Genomic DNA, 17,921 nt, shown 5'->3' on the forward strand with positions numbered 1-17,921 from the left:
AACATGCAGCCGCCTAAGCTGTAGCTCTCCCTGGCTTGTAGTTATTCGGTTAGACGAAACGAATTACTTCAGGAAGAACTGGGCCGGATGCGCATGGCCGATGCCGCGGAATTCATCCGAGAACACAAGCGAAGGCACGTTTCTCAGGTTGTTCTTAGCCACGACGAGCACCGGTGTAGGGCCGCTGTAGCCGATGACCCACTGGTTCTTCTGATGCAGCTTGACGATTTCGTCAGTCCACTCCTGAACTTCTTCTCTCGTCTTGGAGCCCTTGACCTTATCCCACAGTTCCAGAATCTTCGCAACATCGCCTTCAGGCTTAACCCCTTCCTTGCCTCCGGAAGACGTGAACAGTCCGTAATGACCGAACCAAGGCGTAATGACGCGAAGCGGAACCAGCTCGTCCGGACGGTAAGCCAGGCTTACAATGTTGACCGACTTGACGGATACCGGAATTTTATTGGCATATTTCAGATCAAAATAACTTCCCTGATCCACAATTTTGACATCTGTGCGAATTCCAACCGCCTGATAGTACTTGCGCAGCAGTTCGATAAACCGCGGATCATCTGCCGTATCTTCCTGATAGATGGTTAACGTCAGGTTCGATCCGTCCGCGAATGTGCGGAATTTGCGCTCCGCATCCCATTTCAATCCGATGTCATCCAGCAGCTGCTCTGCACGCGCCGTGTCGTATTCCGCCCACTGCTGCGCCCATCCTGCCTGCTCGTTCGGCAGCCCTTCCGACACCGAAGCCTGGATCGGCTCACCGAGACCGTTAGTGATCATCTCCGAAATTTCCCTGCGGTCCACCGCTACCGACAGCGCCTCACGGAAACGGATGTCCTGGAACAGCTCGCGCAGTTTCGGATCTTCTGTCGTCTGATTCAATTGCACGCCCGTGCTGGACCAGCTTGAGGTGGTCCATTGAATGACCCGATAGTCGCCTTTTTGCTCATTTTCTTTAAGCACCGTGAAATCCGTAAAGCCAAATGTTGTAATCTCTATCTTGCCGGCCATCGTCTCAAGCAGCTTATGGCTCGGATCTTGCATTTTCGTCAGGACAATGCGATCCATATACGGCAGTTGATTGCCTGCGGCATCCACTTTGAAGAAATACGGGTTGCGCTCCATAATAAACCGGTCGCTGTTCATATCGTTTTTGGCTACCCATGCGCGAAGGGTTGGACGCTGCGGGTAGAGCCAGTAGTAGTAGCCTGTCCACATGCCCAGGGTGTTCAGGTCCTCAAACCCGTATTCCTTGGCCACTTCCAGCGCCTTCTGCTCCCCGATGAACTCAGGAAGAACGGTTTTGTAATAATGCGCCGGAGCAAAGAACCATTTGTTATCAATTGCCAGGCGCTCCAGGAACATGACATTCGGATGCTTGAACGTCACTTTGACCGTGTAATCGTCCACTTTAGTTACGTCAGCGCGCGCTTTCTCGCCCGTCACCGGATCCACCGAATAGTAGCAGTCATACAGCGCTTTACTGAACGTCTCAGGAATCAGCATATGCTCCCAGTAGAACACGACATCATCGGCCGTAAACGGCACGCCGTCGGACCATCTCATGCCTTCGCGAAGATAGATCGTGAACTCGGTTGAATCCGCATTGACATCATAGCCTTTCGCTACGTTCGGCTCCACGCCGCTGCCGTCCTCCGTAAAGCGGAACATCGCTTCCTCGGTGGCCATGCCGATTCCCCACTTGTCATCCGGCCCGTTCCATGGGAAGTTCCACTCTCCGCCGTACTTTCCGATTTCCTCGTATACCGGCTCGATCATAATGTCCTCTTTAACCGGCATCCGTGCCTCAACCGGCTCCAAAGTACCGGCCTGGACCAGCTCGGCCAGCATTGGAGCTTCCTGGAAGCTTGTCAGCTCCGCCGCGCTCTTAATGTCCGGAATTTGAGCTGTGGCAGCTTCCGCCGTAGCGGTTGTATTATCAGTCTGCTGGCTTTCCACCGTGCTGTTGTTGCCTGCCGTTCCGCTGTCTCCGCCCATACAGGCAGTCAATGTGGAAAGCATCAGCAGTACAACCAAACCGATTAAGCTTAACTTTTGACGCAATTGAATCTCCCTCCCAATATGCATTGATTGAACTTATCTATTTTCACGTCGAGCTGCTCCACCAGGGCAGGGTAAGTCAGACGGGAAAACCTTGCTTAATCGGGCCGCAGGACGCCCGGAGCACGAGCCTGCTCTGAATGGTTACCTGCTTCACCAGCTTGTTCTTGGCCACCAGCTGCTCAATCAGCAGCTTGGCTGCCTCCTGCCCCAAAATCTCGCCATTGAGCTCCACGCTCGTTAATGGGGGATGGAATTCGCCAGGATATACGGTATCGTTGTTAAACGCAATCACCGACAGGTCATCCGGTATGCTTAGGCCCAGTTCCATCGCCGCCCGGTATACGCCAAGGGCAATCTGGTCTGTGTCCGCAATCACCGCCGTAATATCCGGGAACTTCTCCATCCATTTCATCACCGTGCGGTATCCGAATTCCGCCGAGCTTACAGCATCATCGCGATACACGATCAGTTCCTCATCCGGCGACAAGCCGCGCTTGCTGTATGACAGCATGAATCCGGCTTTGCGGTCCTGGCTCACGGTATGCTTCTTCACGGCATTAATCATCAGGATGTTCCGATGCCCCAGCTCCAGCAGATAGGATGTTGCCGTTTCCGCTGCCTGAACATTGTCGTTGTTCACATAAGGAAGCGCGGCTTCGTATTTACGCGGCGGTTTCCCGATGATCGTCATCAGCCGTCCGGACTTCACCCGCTCCTCCACACGCTCGTCCACCGTAAGCGGGTCCAGAATGATCTCCCCGTCTACCGGCTCCGAAGTCATCTGCGTCACCTTGTTGCGGAACGAGCTGGGGAGTGTATCGATCAACAGTCTGTAGCCCTGCGAGCTGCATTCCCGGAGCACGCCGTTGATGAACGACAAGTTGTACTGGTTAAACTTGACCTTTCGGCTGTCCATGACCAGCCCGATAATTCGCGTTTCCTTCGTCACCATGCTTCTCGCAAAGTAATTGGGCCTGTAATTCAGCCGATTGGCCGATTCAAGCACCCGCTGTCTCACCGCCTCACTGATCGAACGTTTCCCGCTAAACACATTGGATACGGTGCTCTTCGATACACCGGCATCTTTTGCTACGTCACTCATGTTTGCCATAACATTATTTTCCTCCACTTCGCTTTCCATATTAAACTGGTTTTGTAAATCCCGTGTTTTCAGAATGTTTATCTAGTTCAATTCACCGTAAAATTTGCAGCATAACTATTGCTTCATTTTGTAAACTAGTTTCATTGAGAAAAGCATGGTCTCAGGTGGAATCGTTGCTGTAACAAAGGTTTGTCCAGATGCTGCCATGACGGAAACAAACGTAAACGCCGTGCTTCCCGCAAACGACAAAAACCGCCAGGGAATATCCCTGACGGTGGGGTTGGTATGATCACCGGTACCGGTTCACGTTTCATTTAAGCCGATGCTTAATACGGATCAGCTTCCTTGCCTTTCTCATGCGACAGATCGACACCCTGCTGCGGGTCGATCTGGCCGCTTTCGATATCGCCCACGTTCTCCAGGCCTTCCTTTACACGGCGTCCGTATTCCGGATCGGCCTGGGTAAAGTAGGAAATCATCCGCTCGCGAATATCCTGCTTGCACTGGCTGAGCGCATCCACCAGGTTCGCAATCAGCTCATCCTGCTCCCATGGCTCGAAGGAGCGATACGTCTCACCCGCCTGACCGAAGTTGTTCTGACGGTCAATCGGCTCACGCACAAGTCTGGCGTTATATTCCGGCTCATGGTCTTTGCCTGGCTTAGGCGCCTCCTGAAGCCCGCCCATAGAAGACGGCTCATAGTTGACATGCGGGTTCTGGCCTGGCGCGCGATCGACCTTATACTGCATCTGTCCACCGCTTTGGTTCGTGGCCACATGCGTCTTCGGCGCATTGATCGGCAGCTGCAAATAGTTGGCGCCTACCCGGTAACGCTGTGTATCCGAGTAGGAGAATGTGCGGCCCTGCAGCATTTTGTCATCCGAGAAGTCCAGACCGTCCACCAATACGCCCGTACCGAACGCAGACTGTTCCACCTCCGTGAAGTAGTCCTCGGGGTTGCGGTTGAGCGTCATCTTGCCGACTGGCAGGAACGGAAACTTGTCCGTTGGCCACAGCTTCGTGTCATCCAGCGGGTCAAAATCCAGCTCCGGATGCTCTCCGTCCTCCATAATCTGAACGCACAGCTCCCATTCCGGATAGTCGCCGCGCTCAATCGCTTCATAAAGATCAAGCGTAGCATGATTGAAGCTCTTCGCCTGAATCTCATTCGCCTCGGCCTGGGTCAGGTTTTTGATGCCCTGCTTGAGCGGCTCCCAGTGGTATTTCACCAGCACGGCCTTGCCTTCCGCATTGACCCATTTGTAAGTGTTGACGCCGGAACCCTGCATCTGCCGATAGTTGGCTGGAATTCCCCATGGCGAGAACAGGAAGGTAATCATATGGGTCGCTTCCGGGCTCATTGAAACAAAATCGAAGAAGCGCTGCATATCCTGAACATTCGTAATCGGGTCCGGTTTAAAGGCATGCACCATATCCGGAAATTTGAGCGGATCACGGATAAAGAAAATCTTCAGGTTGTTGCCAACCAGATCCCAGTTTCCGTCCTCCGTATAAAATTTGGTAGCAAATCCGCGAGGATCACGCAGTGTTTCCGGGGAATGCCCCCCATGAATAACGGTCGAAAAACGCACAAAAACAGGCGTTTCCTTGCCCGCCTCCTGGAACAGCTTTGCACGTGTGTATTTGGAGACCGGTTCGTCTCCTACCTTGCCATAGGCGGTAAACACGCCATGAGCACCCGCACCCCGCGCATGGACCACCCGCTCTGGAATACGCTCGCGATCAAAGTGCGACATCTTCTCCAGAAAGTGATAGTTCTCCAGCGTGCTTGGGCCCCGATTGCCAACGGTCCGGATATTTTGATTATCCCGTACCGGATGGCCCTGTCTCGTGGTTAATGTCAGATTGTCCTCATCCTGCTTTGGTTTGTTACCATCCACGTGAAAATGCTCCTCTCATTTGGGATTCGATTGTTAGATTATGTTTATTAGCATCTATACTACAAGTAGTACACTAATTGTCCGAAATTTAAACCTTCCCATGACAATCGTTGATGGCAGCCCATAAACACGAAGGACAGGGAGGCTTGGATCAACCACCAGCAGCTAAAAAAGCCCCGACCCTTTCTGCCTAAGCAGGAGTGATCGGGGGCTATCTCGAGGCGGAAGAGAACGCCCTTCCGAACCGGTATACTTCTGACTTGGATTATCACCTCCTGTCATATCTAAAAAGCGGCCTTCCCCCGGGCTCGGGGAAAGGCCGCTAGATCCGTCATATACTGATGATGATAGGATATGGTGCCGTTCATATTTCACATAATGATTCACTTAGCTATTCACTTTCACCTTGCCTGGATCTTGCGCGTCCGGGACACCAGGCGTGCTTTCACCGGACGTCTTCTCGTCCGACAGCTCGCCGTCCCACAGCAGCCGCATCTCCTCGCTTGAGGCAAGGAGCTCATTCAGGCTGCCTTCCGCTTCGATCCGGCCGTCCTTCAGGACGATGATATGATCCGCCTTGGACAATGCCGCCCGGCGGTGGGATACGGCAATACAGGTGACGTCCTGCTCCCGAAACAGCCCTTCCCACACCTGCTGCTCTGTCTCCACATCCAGCGCGCTGGACAGATCATCGAAAATGTACAAGTCTGCGCCTGTCATCAGCATCCGCGCTGTCGCCGACCGCTGGATCTGTCCGCCTGACAGCATAACGCCCCTCGGCCCGACAAACGTCTCAAGCCCCCGGTCCAGATCGCGAATATCCTTATCCATGACGGACAGGCGGATCGAGCGTGCAAGCTCCGCTTCTGCATCGCCCTGTTTCCCTTGCACAATGTTCTCTCTGAGCGTATCGCTGAATAGACGCGGAACCTGCGGAGTATAAGCCGCTCTCGGCGGCATCAGGAACCTCGCCGGATCCACCTCATGTCCGTTCCAGCGAATGGAGCCCTCCTGCTTCGGCAGCAAGCCGAGTAAGGTCCGCACGAGCGTCGACTTGCCTGAGCCGATGCGCCCGGTTACTACGAGGAACTTGCCCCGCTCCAGCTGGAAGCTGATATCGGTAATCCCGTTATCCGATCCCGGGTAGCGGTAGGACAGTCCGCTGACCTCCAGACTTTGCAGCCGGTCCTGTGGCTCCCTGACGGAAACCGCAGGCTGCGGCGGCTCCTTGGACAGATAGGTCTCCCTGAATTCCATGATCATGTCCTCTTCGCCAGGCCGGAACAGCTTCCGCATCCGGTCAAACGACACCTTGAGCCGCTTGTGCTGAAACACCATGTAACCGAACAGCGAGATACTGAATCCGATGTTGGCCAGATAGGTCGTGAACAGTGCGAAATCCCCGACACTAAACCGCCCGGCCTGCATTTCGGATGCGCACATCAGCAGGATAAGTCCCGTAGAGATCGCAATCACATGCTGATTGAGTGACCTCATCCACTGCTTGAACAGATTGTCCTTGAGGGCCGCCTGCCGCCGGTCTTCGTTCAGCTTGGCAAAACGGTCATGTACCCGATCCTCCGCCTGACCCAGCTTCAGCGCCTGTACCGCACCGAATGTTTCCGCGATGAAGCTGGTGATCCGCCCCGTCGCTTCCCGGTTCATCTGCCCATAACGCCGCGCCCGGTTGCCGGACAGATTGTTCAGCATTGTAACAATGACGAGCGGCAGAACGGATACGAGCATAATCTGCCAGTTAATATTAGCCATAATGATCACGGACACGACCGCAAACACGAACCGCCCCCAGAAATCCACCCATGATTCTACATACTCTACCACTTCCTCGACATCATCGCGGAACCGACTCATCGCTTCCCCCGGCGAAGCCGGCAGGTTGCGTCCCGGCCAGCGCATAATGCCGGCCAGCATATTCGTTCTCAGAATGGCCTGGATATGATAGATATAGGTCACCCATTCATAGAACGCCGCAAAAAACGCACCGACCCGTACAAGCCTCACAGCAGCGATCATAATCAGCGGCACAGCCAGCCACATGTATGGCGTCGTATCTGTGCTCGCCGCGACTCGGTCGAAAAACCACTGCATCCCGAGGCCGATCGCCAGCGGCAGGGAATGGAATATGCACCACAGCACGCCGTTGATCAGAAACAACAGCGGCCGAAACCGAAATAAACGGCCGATAAAACCGGCAACCGTCATGCAAGCTCCTCCTCTCTTCCACTGGCCAGCAATCTGGCATAATGTGAATCCGGGTTATTCGCAAGCGCCTTGCGGTCACCGAATTCGAGAATCCGCCCATCGCCAAGCACCATAATTTTGTCCACTTGCTCCAGTGTCGCAAGACGGTGGGCAATCACGATCCCTGTGCACTGGCTCATCAATCGCTCTACCGCTTCCTGAAGCACGCTTTCCGTAGCTGCATCCAGCCGGGATGACGGCTCATCCAGAATGACCAGACTCGGCTGGGTCAGAAAGACCCGGGTCAAGGCGAACAGCTGCGCTTCCCCGGCAGACAGCGAGGCGCCGCCCGCCGCCAGATGAGTATCCAAGCCCTCGGGCTGTTCGTCAATCCAGTGACGCAGGCCAAGCTGCTCCGTCGTTTCCAATATATACGCATCCGGAATGTCGCTGTTAAACAGCGTCAGATTGTCGCGCAGCGTCCCATCAAACAGCTGCACGTCCTGCGTCACCATCCCCACCCGTTTATACAGGGCAGGAAGTTTCAGCTTCGTGATATCCGTTCCGCCGACCCGAATGACTCCGCGGTCGATGTTATACAGACGAAGCAGCACCCGGCTGAGGCTTGACTTGCCGCTGCCTGTGCGCCCGATAATGCCCAGGCGCTCACCCGGCTTCACAGTGAACGTAACGTCCTGCAGAACCGGTTTATCCTCGTTATAACGGAAGTGAACTCCTTCAAACTCCAGGCCAAGTGGACCCTCCGGCAGCTCATCCAGCTCCCCGTCCACAATCTCGCTCCGATTCGCCAGCAGCTCTCTGGAACGAAGCATGCCCGACTTCGCCTTCTGGAACTCCTGAACCTGATCGCCAAGCATCTCAATCGGATCATTCAGCATCTGGGTGTATTGGTAGATCAGAAACAAGGTGCCCAGCGTGAGTTCTCCAATAATGTAGTTGTGCACCCCGAGCAGTAGCACGGCCGTCACCGACAGCGCAAACAGCACGACGGTTGTATTCCACGGCACCACACGCAGCATCCACGCTTTGCGCCCTCGCAGAAATACCGTACGCATCAGGCGATGAAATCGATTCATCACATACGGCACATGGCCGTTGGCCTGAACATCCTCAATTCCGGCAATGCGCTCCTCGATCAGCCCGAAGAGTGAAGCGCTCGCCTCGCGCTCCGACTTCGAGGACTGCACTCCCAGATTGCGGATAAACATCATGAACAGCACCGCCGCAAGTGTGAATACCGTCATCACCAGGGCGATCGGCACATTAACGGTAAACATGAAGCCTAGGATGCCTGCAAGCAGCACAAAGCTTCCGATGACCTGAACAATAAACATCGCAAAAAAGTTCGAAATATTCGTAACATCTCCGTCAACCCGTTCAATCATTTCCCCTGGCGTTTTCACGTTGTGAAACCGCATATCCAGCTTCAGGCAGTGCCTGAGCAAATCACCGCGAAGCCGGTTCGTTGCCCGCCACGATACGTCGTTGCCGAGATAGCTGACCGCTACCGTGATCAGCTGGTTCACCACCGCCACTATCAAGAACAGGCCCGCAAGACGAAGCAGGATGGGCATCCCATCCCCGCCGACAGCCGAATCGATAAAGCGTTGAATAATCTGCGGATGAATCAGCTGAAGTCCGGTGGAGGACAGCAGCAGAATGAGCAGGATCGTCAGCCTGCCCTTAACCGGCTTTAAATACCGAAGCAGCCATGACATCGACAGCTTCTCTTGTTTGGGCATATCGCCCACCCCCATATGTATGCAAAATAGTGCCGGCTCTCCTTGTTGTCATAAAGCCGAAATTATGATCAGTCTACACGATAGCCGGTAACATTGAATAGGTAAAAAATAATTATGAACATTTTCTCCGATCGATGCTCCAGCTAAAGCGAGACTGTTGAAGCCTTTACCGAGCGGAGGGCATACCGCCCCCCAGTGGTTTCCATTCATTATAGCACATACGTTCGGTTTTGTAGAAGTGATCTTGCTATGTGACTTTGCCGTGTTCATTTGATAGAATGAGACTCAAATCATATTCCCAGGAGACTAAAGATGAACCTTTCAAGTTTCTTTCCTTATCGCAACGATGCTCGTAAAGTGCTTATTCCTTATTTGCAGCTGCTCAGCGAGGACCAATGGTATGCGGTGCATCGCGACCATCCGAACTCCATTGCATGGATCATCGAACATATCGCTCGCAGCGAGGACGATTGGATTCATGTCATTGGGCTGCAAGGGGAGTTAACGCTACCCGGAAAACTGGACACCCCCGAGCAGCTGCTTCAAGCCTATATCGATATCCGGCATCGAACCGATCGTGTGCTTGACTCACTCAAGTTCAGCGAATCCGATCCCGTCCTCCCCCTGCCGACTTACTCAGATGGATGGCAGCCGCCATCCCCGCCAACGATGCGCTGGATCTTCCATCATATCTATGACCATGAGACGTATCACATCGGTCAAATCGGCCTCATCGCCCGGTTAAATGGCTTTGGCGGTCCACTGTTCTAGCTGTATAGCAGTGCTGTAAGTCGTAAACATTTCTTCAGGCTGGGTGAGGACGAAGCGGTCTTTTTTCCGCCACCTTCTATTTGAATCTACGTATGGATATGAATAGAATAATGTCAATCTTCTACGAACCTGCTGCATCCAATTCAAAGCAAGGGGATGAGATGATGAAGTGGAACTGGAGAAAGTTTAACAGAGCGTGGGTGGAACGATGGGGCGATTACACCACCATCATTTTAGAAGCGGTAACCTATATACCGCGGTGGATTATGAAGCTGCTGAAATGAGGCATCAGCAAAAAAAGTGATCGCGCTAAAGCTCTGTAGCTGTAGCGGTCACTTTTTTTACTGTCATGCTCAGAGTAATGTCGCACCCTGCTATATCCCTGTGGTTACTCCCAGTAGCGTTTCATAATTTCGGTAGCCCAGTCCGGCTGTCTAATGTCGCCCTTCGGAAGAAACTCCTTCATCACAGGCTTGATGTCCACAACCGGGGTGCCGTCAATCGCGTCAAGCCCCTTCACGAACACCGAGCGCCCTTCTCTTCTGACCACTTCCACCATCGTTGCCCCCAGCTTGTTAGGACGGTTCTTGCCACGTTGTGCGAAGATGCCCACCTTGGGGAAGCTTTCGTTATTCCTCGGATGTCTGGCCGTGTATTGAATGCTTTCGTCTTTCACAAGATGAAACCTATAGAAAATTTCCAAATGGCTAAAGCTTTCAATGCCATCCAGACAGCTTTCCTCCCAATGATCATCAAGTTTGATCTCGGAAATGATATTTCCCCAGTGATCATCCTCTACCGCTTTTCTTTCATTGTAGACCGTTCCAATCGGCTGCATTTCAAACATCACGCGTCCTCCTTCAGTCACTTAGCATTTACTATCATGATACATGGAAAAAGAATCGGGGATCCGACTCTTCCAGATTATAACATGAATTGAGGTTCTGTTTGGGGTGGTTACGATTGGTAAATATAATCACATACAATAATTACTCGCAGCACTCGCAGCATATATGTAGAAGCTTCTCAGTATTTTGTGTTAGGTTCGTTCTAGGGTAAACACACTCGCAAGCAGGCTTATATTTTCGTCATCCGAGAAAAAGAAAAAGCACCCGAAGGTGCTTAATGAGAATCAGTGTGAACTGAAAGGATGTCCTAATAATCACAGAATGTCTTAGCGTGTGATGCGTAGCGTTTGATAGTACCATTAGCTATGTGACCATTTAGGCAGAATTGAGCCGAATCATATTCAAAAGTTCCCCAATACATGTAATCGACCGTCTTTTAGCAGATTTTACTCCGCATATTTAAACGTACACGCTGCGTGATGATACCGTAGTCTCCCATCCCATGCTATTCTCCGTAGAATTCACATTTCTGATATTACAGTGGGAGTTGTATAAAGATGCCGTTAAGAAATCCTATAAACTTGGCAGAGGATTCTCCGTCTCGCACAGTGAACAGTTTAGATAATGGCTATATTTTACTATACTTCCTCTGAGCATAAAACGAAAAAGAACCCTTCACGCGGGTCTGTCCCCATAATAAAAAACCTTCTACGTTATTCGTAGAAGGCTCCGTATTTTGACGCAAATTAGCACCGACGTTCGTCCGTTTTATGGCGGGGAGTGCGTAGCCCTACCGACAACCCTAACAGTACATTCAACGCTGACTTTGCGCGGTATTAACGTACAATGCTGGTGAAGGGAATTGAACCCCCGACCTACGCATTACGAGTGCGTTGCTCTACCCCTGAGCTACACCAGCAGGCGTTGCTTCTCGCCGAAACAACAAAAATTATTATAATACTTTGGTGCGAAAATGCAATACCTTTTCCGTGAAGAAAAATAGACCGGATAAACCCCGGGTTTAGCTTGATCAGCCGCCCAGTTTCTCCTGCACCGACTGCAGCTTCTGCTTGCTGGACGAGGCCCGGTCCCGGCGGTCATCGATTTTGACCGAAGTGGATACCCGCTTCGCCCCGGACAGAAAAGGCGCCTCATGCAAAGCCTCAATCGCCCGCCATACAAATGTCAGCTCTCCTTCAATAATGGTGCTCATCGAGGTGAGCTCGTAGGTAATGCCGTCCTGCTGCTCCAGGACACGCTGCATTTCAGCAACGTATGAACTCAAGCTCGTTGATGCGGTTCCGATCGGTATCACCGTTACCTCCGCGATTGCCATCACCACAACCTCCTTTATTGCATTACTTGTATTATTATTTCAATTTTCTGTATTTTACAACATTCAATCTTTATCCGATTCCTATTATAGACGAGCTCATTCCCATATTGGATGTCCTGGTCCACTACCCTTTATATAAAAACAATCCCATCGACTCATCTTTTGCAATGAGTTTATACGCAAATACACCGGTGCTTGCACCATGACTTTGGCATCATTTTTTGCAGGTTTGGTCAAATGATAATATAGGCGGAATCAGCGAAGAAATCGTCGCATTTGCTCACAATTGGGGGAATGTTACAGCCATTTACCGAATCAAATAGTGGCGTGATTGGGGCTCGTTTGCTATAATTCTCAATGCGTCTAATTTTAAGTTGGTTGTTTACAAACACAATATATTGGGTTACATTATAGAAGCGGTAACCAAATATAGTGTATACAGGTGCTAAGGCAGCCTACCAGTCGATCTAGCCCAAGTAAGGTAGATAGGGAGAATCGACCGCGAAGCGCCACTGTGTAGGCTTGCGGCTGCTCAAGGAAGCGGCCAAGCAGCTGGGCAACCTGCTGTGTTAGCTGACGAGATCCACGCTCGGAAGACACCAATCTTGCATAACCCAAGTCAGGAGACTTGCCTGTATACCCGACACCGATTCCTACTGGTTCATCTGGGAAAGTGTCCGTATACTTGCGCGCCTGTACATACCAGACTGCCAACCTCTTTTTGGCTTTCTCCGCTTGAGAATCGCAGCGTATGGACATTTTCAAGCCACTTTTGGCTTTCGAAAATGTTTTTTTCATCTTATTTCATCTTTATTTTTTATAACTTCCCCCCAGAAAGTGAGGAATTATTTATGCCACAACTGGTAGTTAAACCGAACAACCGTCAACTTGCCTTTGATGAAATCCGCTTGTCTGTCTATGCCGACCGGATTCTGAAGGACCTGGAGGCGCTCGATAAAGAACGTCTTCTTCGTGGTGTTAAGGCAAAATTGCGTGGTGATCAGGTGACCGGCGAGGAAATCAGCAGCGCCTTTACGATGTCCGCCCTGGAGCTCGTATCCAAGGAGGAACCGAACTGGAAGTTTGCAGCCGCACGTTCATTCCTTACTTCTTTATATAAAAAAGCAGCATACAACCGCCGCTACAAAGCTTACCCGGAAGAGCCGTACGGGGCCTTCTATCCGCTCATTAACGAGCTGGTTCAAAAAGGAATATACCGTGAGGAGCTTCTCACGTGCTATACAAAAGAAGAAATTGATGAGCTCGGTGAGTTCATCGATCCTAGCTGTGACCTGCTGTTTGACTATATCGGCCTGTTGACGCTGGCTGAGCGTTACCTTGCAACCGACTTCGACGGCCGTGTCATGGAGCTTCCGCAGGAACGCTACATGGTCATTGCCATGTATCTGATGCATAACGAGCCAGCAGACAAGCGTGTGGAGCTGGTTAAAGAAGCGTACTGGGCAATGAGCAACCTGTACATGACAGCTGCTACGCCAACGATGTCCAATGCAGGCAAAAAAGTGGCAGGCCAGCTCTCCAGCTGCTTTATCGACACCGTGGACGACTCGCTTGAAGGTATTTTCGACTCCAACACGGACGTTGCTCGTCTCAGCAAAATGGGCGGCGGCATCGGAGTCTACCTCGGCAAAGTGCGTGCGCGCGGCTCCGATATCCGCGGTCACAAGAACACCAGCTCCGGCGTCATCCCTTGGATCCGCCAGCTGAACAACACTGCGGTGAGCGTAGACCAGCTTGGCACTCGCAAAGGCGCGATTGCAGTATATCTTGATGTATTCCATAAAGATATTTTGTCGTTCCTGGATCTGAAGCTGAACAACGGTGACGAGCGCATGAGAGCGCATGACGTGTTCCACGGCGTATGCTTGCCTGACCTGTTCATGGAAGCTGTTGAGAACCGCGATGAGTGGAGTCTCTTCTGCCCGCATGAAGTGAAGAAAATTATGGGCTGGAAAGACGAGAACGGCCGTCCGCTCGGGCTGGAGGATTTCTACGACGAAGAGAAAGGCAAAGGCTCCTTCCGTGAGAAATATGCCGAAGCCGTCGCGAACCCGGATCTGCCGCGGATTACCGTTCAGGCGATTGACATCATGAAGCGGATTATGAAATCCCAGCTGGAAACCGGAACACCGTACATGTTCTATCGTGATACGGTTAACCGGGCGAACCCGAACTCGGCTCACGGCATGATTTTCTCGTCCAACCTGTGCACGGAAATTATGCAAAACCAGTCTCCGACTGTCGTAGAACAGGAAGAGCTGGTGACAAAAGACGGCCAGACCCGTATCGTCATCTCGAAAATTCCTGGCGATTTCGTTGTGTGCAACCTGAATTCCATTCACCTGGCTCGCGCAGTACCAGCTGGTGTGCTGGAGCGTCTCGTACCTATCCAGGTTCGCATGCTGGACAACGTGATCGACATTAACAACATTGAGGTTCTGCAAGCTCAATATACGAACAGCCAGTACCGCGCGGTCGGTCTCGGAACCTTCGGCCTGCACCATCTGCTGGCCCTGGAAGGCATTCGCTGGGAGTCCGACGAGGCGGTTGAATATAACGACAATCTGTACGAGCACATTAACTATCTGCTCATCAAATCCAGCATGGAGCTGGCTCAGGAGAAGGGCCATTATCCGAAGTTCAAAGGCTCTGACTGGGAGTCCGGCAAATACTTTGAGTTCCGCGGCTACACTGATGGCGAGCATGAAGGCAAGTTCGTGACGGCCGAGCAGTGGCGCGAGCTTCAGAAGCAGGTGCAAGAGAACGGTATCCGTAATGCATGGCTGTTTGCTATCGCACCGAACGGCTCCACCTCGATTATCGCGGGCTCCACGGCGAGCATCGATCCGCTGTACGAGCTTCTGTCCTACGAAGAGAAAACGACTTACAAGGTAGCGAACCCGGCTCCGGATCTGAACGAGAAAACGATCTGGTACTACAAAACGGCGTTCCTGATCGATCAGCATTGGTCCATTAAAATGGCGGCTGCCCGTCAGCGTCACGTTGACCAAGCGCAAAGCTTTAACCTGTATGTTCGTCCGGACATCAAGGCGTCTGAATTCCTGGAGCTGCATCTGCACGCTTGGAAGGCCGGTCTCAAGTCGACTTACTATGTACGCAGCCGTGCGCTGACGATTGAAGAATGCGAGTCGTGTGCCAGCTAAGATCGAACCCACCCAAACCCTCCCTTCCAAGGGAGGGCCCCAAGGGCTCTGCCCTTTGGATACCCGGAAATGGGGCAAAAGTGAGGTTGAGGGGCGCGTCTGAGTGACTAGCGGTGGTCGGAGCGCTGTCTCCCTTCGGGAACGCTGGAATGTGGCGTGGTGACGGAAGAGTTGGAGAGTGCCTCGTCCTGCTACTGATGCGGAGGGCCCGCTCTCCCTTCGGGATTCGCTTTACGTTTGTGCATAGACGGGGGCGCTACGGAGAGGGTTATCTTCTACTTCCTGCTTGGAGCGCTCTCCCTTCGGGATTCGCTTTACGTTTGTGCATGGACGGGGGCGCTACGGAGGGGGGATCTTCTACTTCCTGCTTGGAGCGCTCTCCCTTCGGGATTCGCTTTACGTTTGTGCATGGACCGGGGCGCTACGGAGGGGGGATCTTCCACTTCCTGCTTGGGGGCTCCAAGCAGGGCATGAAACAACTCACTAAAAAAGACTACAAGGGTAAGGGTATCCGGGCGGAAGACGCCTTTGGGAGCCCTTTGCCACCCTTTTATATAAATCAAGCAAAGGGCGGACAACAGCGGCTGGAGAACGGATACCCGCCCTACTATAAATGCAAGGAGAGAATGGGAATGCAATTGCAAAAAATATTCAACACCGAGGCGCCGAACCGGTCCACTCGGATCATTGAAGGTGAATGCTCAGGGATTCTGAACTGGAACGACATTCGGATGCCTCATATGTATAAGCTGTACAAGGTGTTGCTGCTGAACCACTGGATCGCGGATGAAATCCCGATGTCCAAAGATGCACAGCAGTTTCCGCTTCTGGATCCGGAAGAACAGCGTACCTTCAAAATCAACATCTCCCTGCTTGCTGTTCTCGACTCCATGCAGACGATGTTTGTCGGCGATGTGAAGCGTTATTTCACCGACTCGTCTCTCGAAGCGATCTCCGCGATCATCGGTCAGCAGGAGGTTGTGCATAACCAATCTTACTCTTACGTTCTGTCCTCCATCGTTTCCGAGCAGGAACAGAAGGAGATTTTTGAATACTGGAAGCATGATCCGGTGCTGCTGGAGCGCAATCAGTTCATCTCCAACATCTATCAAGGATTCCGCGACAATCCGACGCCGCAGACGTTCTTTGAATCGATGGTGGCTGACCTGATTCTGGAAGGGGTTTTCTTCTACAGTACGTTTGCGTTCTTCTACAACCTGGCTCGCGATCAGAAGATGATGGCCACCAGCCAGATGATTTCATACATCCAGCGGGACGAGAACCAGCACTGCTACTTCTTCGCGGAAGTGTTCAAGCAGCTGCTGAAGGACTTCCCGGAACTGAACACCAAGGAGAACATCGATTACGTATACCGTACGATCGATCGTGCGGTAGAGCTCGAAACGAACTGGGCGCATTATACGCTCAGCAAGGTTCGCGGCATCGATCTTGGCGAGCTGTCCGATTATATCAAATACATCGCCAACCGCCGCATTACGATGATGGGTCTGGAAAAAGCGTACGAAGGCGTGGACGTCAACTGCATGCCTTGGATCAAGCCTTTCTCCGACGAGGCGCTTAACGCGACCAAGACTGACTTCTTCGAAGCGAAGTCCCGTAACTATGGTAAAGTTGGGGACGATAACGGCTTTGATGATCTGTAAGTCGGTAAACGGTAAGATGCATAAGGTGTGTTGATTTGTAGAATCCTTAAGCTTTCGCAATATATAGAATAGAGCGATCATTCATCGGGGAATACACCGTGAATGATCGCTCTATTTGTTATGAATGCATCACGTAAAGCGGGCAGGCTCTTGTTTCCTCTGGGCGCTTCAATCGTCATCAGACAGCAGCTCCCGCAGCATAGCCTCGCGGTTATTAATAAACTCTTTCGTAATCATATAATGATCGGTTTCCTCCAGCTGACAGGTCTCAATGCCCTCCGGGGTCAGCTTGTAGATACAGGCGTCCGGATAGGCCATAATAATCGGCGAGTGGGTAGCGATAATGAACTGGGAATGTTCGTGAACCAGATCATGAATGCGCCGGAGCAGCGCCATTTGGCGGAACGGGGATAATGCCGCTTCCGGCTCGTCCATAATGTACAGCCCATGTCCGCTGAACCGGTTCATAAAGGTAGCGAAAAAGGATTCGCCGTGCGATTGATCATGCAGAGATTTGCCCCCGTACGATCCAAACGCCTGCAGGGCATCGACCTCGGTCGCCACGTTGTAGTAACTCTCCGCCCGGAAGAAGAAGCCATCCTTCGGCTTGCGCACGCCGCGCACGGTCCGAAGGTACTGGTACAGCTCGGAATGTGACTCCCTGGTGGCAAAATTAAAGTTTCGGGTGCCGCCCTCCGGGTTGAACCCCAGCGCCGCCGCGATGGCTTCCAGCACCGTTGATTTCCCCATGCCATTCTCCCCTACGATGTAGGTCACCTTCGGATGAAACTCAAGCTCATCGAGGGCAGACACGGCAGGCAGATTAAACGGATATTCCGAAAATGCCGGAACCCGCTCCTTCAGCAAAGTCACCGATCGCAAATAGGAATGCAATTTGGAAATATCGATTGTCCCATCCTCCTTCCATACGAAATCCACTTGTGACAGAACGTCACTTTCCTCCTTCTACTATAGCTTATTTTCCAGGCCGGCCCAACTTCACGATGCTTACGCCCAGAGCGGCAGTGCCTGAAGCTGGACGCGGCTCTCCGCTATGGATCTCGGCTATGGATCTG

12 protein-coding genes and 1 tRNA gene are annotated in these 17,921 nt (G+C 52.2%); 4 read left to right on the forward strand and 9 right to left on the reverse strand.

Annotation, left to right across the window (positions count from 1 at the left end; all coding sequences use genetic code 11):
* Positions 1–63 precede the first annotated feature (63 nt).
* From MKX64_RS07200 to MKX64_RS07220, 5 genes are all read right to left on the reverse strand, one after another.
* On the reverse strand, positions 64–2,073 hold the full coding sequence (locus tag MKX64_RS07200; RefSeq protein ID WP_341035594.1) for an ABC transporter substrate-binding protein: 2,010 nt from the start codon (positions 2,071–2,073) through the stop codon (positions 64–66).
* Between the two features lie 76 nt (positions 2,074–2,149).
* On the reverse strand, positions 2,150–3,184 hold the full coding sequence (locus MKX64_RS07205) for a LacI family DNA-binding transcriptional regulator (RefSeq protein ID WP_196426401.1): 1,035 nt from the start codon (positions 3,182–3,184) through the stop codon (positions 2,150–2,152).
* 317 nt (positions 3,185–3,501) lie between these two features.
* The gene (locus MKX64_RS07210) at positions 3,502–5,076 is read right to left on the reverse strand and encodes a catalase (RefSeq protein ID WP_095265915.1); all 1,575 of its coding nucleotides are present in this window, start codon (positions 5,074–5,076) and stop codon (positions 3,502–3,504) included.
* A 387-nt stretch (positions 5,077–5,463) separates the two neighbouring features.
* Positions 5,464–7,299, reverse strand: coding sequence for an ABC transporter ATP-binding protein (locus MKX64_RS07215; protein ID WP_341035595.1), 1,836 nt, complete (start codon positions 7,297–7,299; stop codon positions 5,464–5,466).
* A complete protein-coding gene (locus tag MKX64_RS07220) occupies positions 7,296–9,041 on the reverse strand; it encodes an ABC transporter ATP-binding protein (protein WP_341035596.1) in 1,746 nt (581 codons plus the stop codon). Before MKX64_RS07220 ends, MKX64_RS07215 begins: the two co-directional genes overlap by 4 nt.
* Before the next feature lie 312 nt (positions 9,042–9,353).
* Between MKX64_RS07220 and MKX64_RS07225 the strand changes: the two genes are divergently transcribed.
* Together MKX64_RS07225 and MKX64_RS07230 are read left to right on the forward strand one after the other, a co-directional pair.
* Positions 9,354–9,812, forward strand: coding sequence for a DinB family protein (locus tag MKX64_RS07225; protein WP_095265913.1), 459 nt, complete (start codon positions 9,354–9,356; stop codon positions 9,810–9,812).
* 161 nt (positions 9,813–9,973) lie between these two features.
* Entirely contained in the window at positions 9,974–10,096 is a 123-nt protein-coding gene (locus tag MKX64_RS07230) for a hypothetical protein (RefSeq protein ID WP_255223038.1), read from the forward strand.
* 104 nt (positions 10,097–10,200) lie between these two features.
* Here MKX64_RS07230 and MKX64_RS07235 read toward each other — a convergent pair whose 3' ends face one another.
* The 3 genes from MKX64_RS07235 to MKX64_RS07245 all read right to left on the reverse strand — a co-directional run bounded on the left by MKX64_RS07235 (position 10,201) and on the right by MKX64_RS07245 (position 11,996).
* Positions 10,201–10,659 carry an SAM-dependent methyltransferase gene (locus MKX64_RS07235; protein ID WP_095265912.1) on the reverse strand — a complete coding sequence of 153 codons (459 nt, stop codon included), beginning with the start codon at positions 10,657–10,659 and terminating at the stop codon, positions 10,201–10,203.
* A gap of 848 nt (positions 10,660–11,507) precedes the next feature.
* Positions 11,508–11,579, reverse strand: a tRNA-Thr gene (locus MKX64_RS07240).
* A gap of 111 nt (positions 11,580–11,690) precedes the next feature.
* Positions 11,691–11,996 (reverse strand): MTH1187 family thiamine-binding protein, encoded by a 306-nt coding sequence (locus tag MKX64_RS07245; RefSeq protein ID WP_095265911.1) that lies wholly within the window; start codon positions 11,994–11,996, stop codon positions 11,691–11,693.
* A gap of 851 nt (positions 11,997–12,847) precedes the next feature.
* Here MKX64_RS07245 and MKX64_RS07250 point away from each other — a divergent pair.
* Both MKX64_RS07250 and MKX64_RS07255 read left to right on the forward strand, forming a co-directional pair.
* Complete coding sequence (locus MKX64_RS07250; protein ID WP_155617605.1) at positions 12,848–15,181, forward strand: ribonucleoside-diphosphate reductase subunit alpha; 2,334 nt, start codon at positions 12,848–12,850, stop codon at positions 15,179–15,181.
* 632 nt (positions 15,182–15,813) lie between these two features.
* On the forward strand, positions 15,814–16,845 hold the full coding sequence (locus MKX64_RS07255) for a ribonucleotide-diphosphate reductase subunit beta (RefSeq protein WP_095265908.1): 1,032 nt from the start codon (positions 15,814–15,816) through the stop codon (positions 16,843–16,845).
* A 168-nt stretch (positions 16,846–17,013) separates the two neighbouring features.
* Here the strand turns inward: MKX64_RS07255 and MKX64_RS07260 are convergent, their stop codons facing one another.
* Entirely contained in the window at positions 17,014–17,784 is a 771-nt protein-coding gene (locus tag MKX64_RS07260) for an AAA family ATPase (protein ID WP_413773591.1), read from the reverse strand.
* Positions 17,785–17,921 lie beyond the last annotated feature (137 nt).

Source organism: Paenibacillus sp. FSL M8-0334, from assembly GCF_038000405.1.
In the GTDB taxonomy this organism is placed as follows: Bacteria; Bacillota; Bacilli; order Paenibacillales; family Paenibacillaceae; genus Paenibacillus_AQ; species Paenibacillus_AQ campinasensis.

What these genes read in the sequence shown, in the direction of transcription:
- MKX64_RS07205 (WP_196426401.1), bottom strand. Translation starts at nt 3,184, where the DNA reads ATGGCAAACATGAGTGACGTAGCAAAAGATGCCGGTGTATCGAAGAGC.
- MKX64_RS07215 (WP_341035595.1), bottom strand. Translation starts at nt 7,299, where the DNA reads ATGACGGTTGCCGGTTTTATCGGCCGTTTATTTCGGTTTCGGCCGCTG.
- MKX64_RS07220 (WP_341035596.1), bottom strand. Translation starts at nt 9,041, where the DNA reads ATGCCCAAACAAGAGAAGCTGTCGATGTCATGGCTGCTTCGGTATTTA.
- MKX64_RS07225 (WP_095265913.1), top strand. Translation starts at nt 9,354, where the DNA reads ATGAACCTTTCAAGTTTCTTTCCTTATCGCAACGATGCTCGTAAAGTG.
- MKX64_RS07230 (WP_255223038.1), top strand. Translation starts at nt 9,974, where the DNA reads ATGATGAAGTGGAACTGGAGAAAGTTTAACAGAGCGTGGGTGGAACGA.
- MKX64_RS07235 (WP_095265912.1), bottom strand. Translation starts at nt 10,659, where the DNA reads ATGTTTGAAATGCAGCCGATTGGAACGGTCTACAATGAAAGAAAAGCG.
- MKX64_RS07245 (WP_095265911.1), bottom strand. Translation starts at nt 11,996, where the DNA reads ATGGCAATCGCGGAGGTAACGGTGATACCGATCGGAACCGCATCAACG.
- MKX64_RS07250 (WP_155617605.1), top strand. Translation starts at nt 12,848, where the DNA reads ATGCCACAACTGGTAGTTAAACCGAACAACCGTCAACTTGCCTTTGAT.
- MKX64_RS07255 (WP_095265908.1), top strand. Translation starts at nt 15,814, where the DNA reads ATGCAATTGCAAAAAATATTCAACACCGAGGCGCCGAACCGGTCCACT.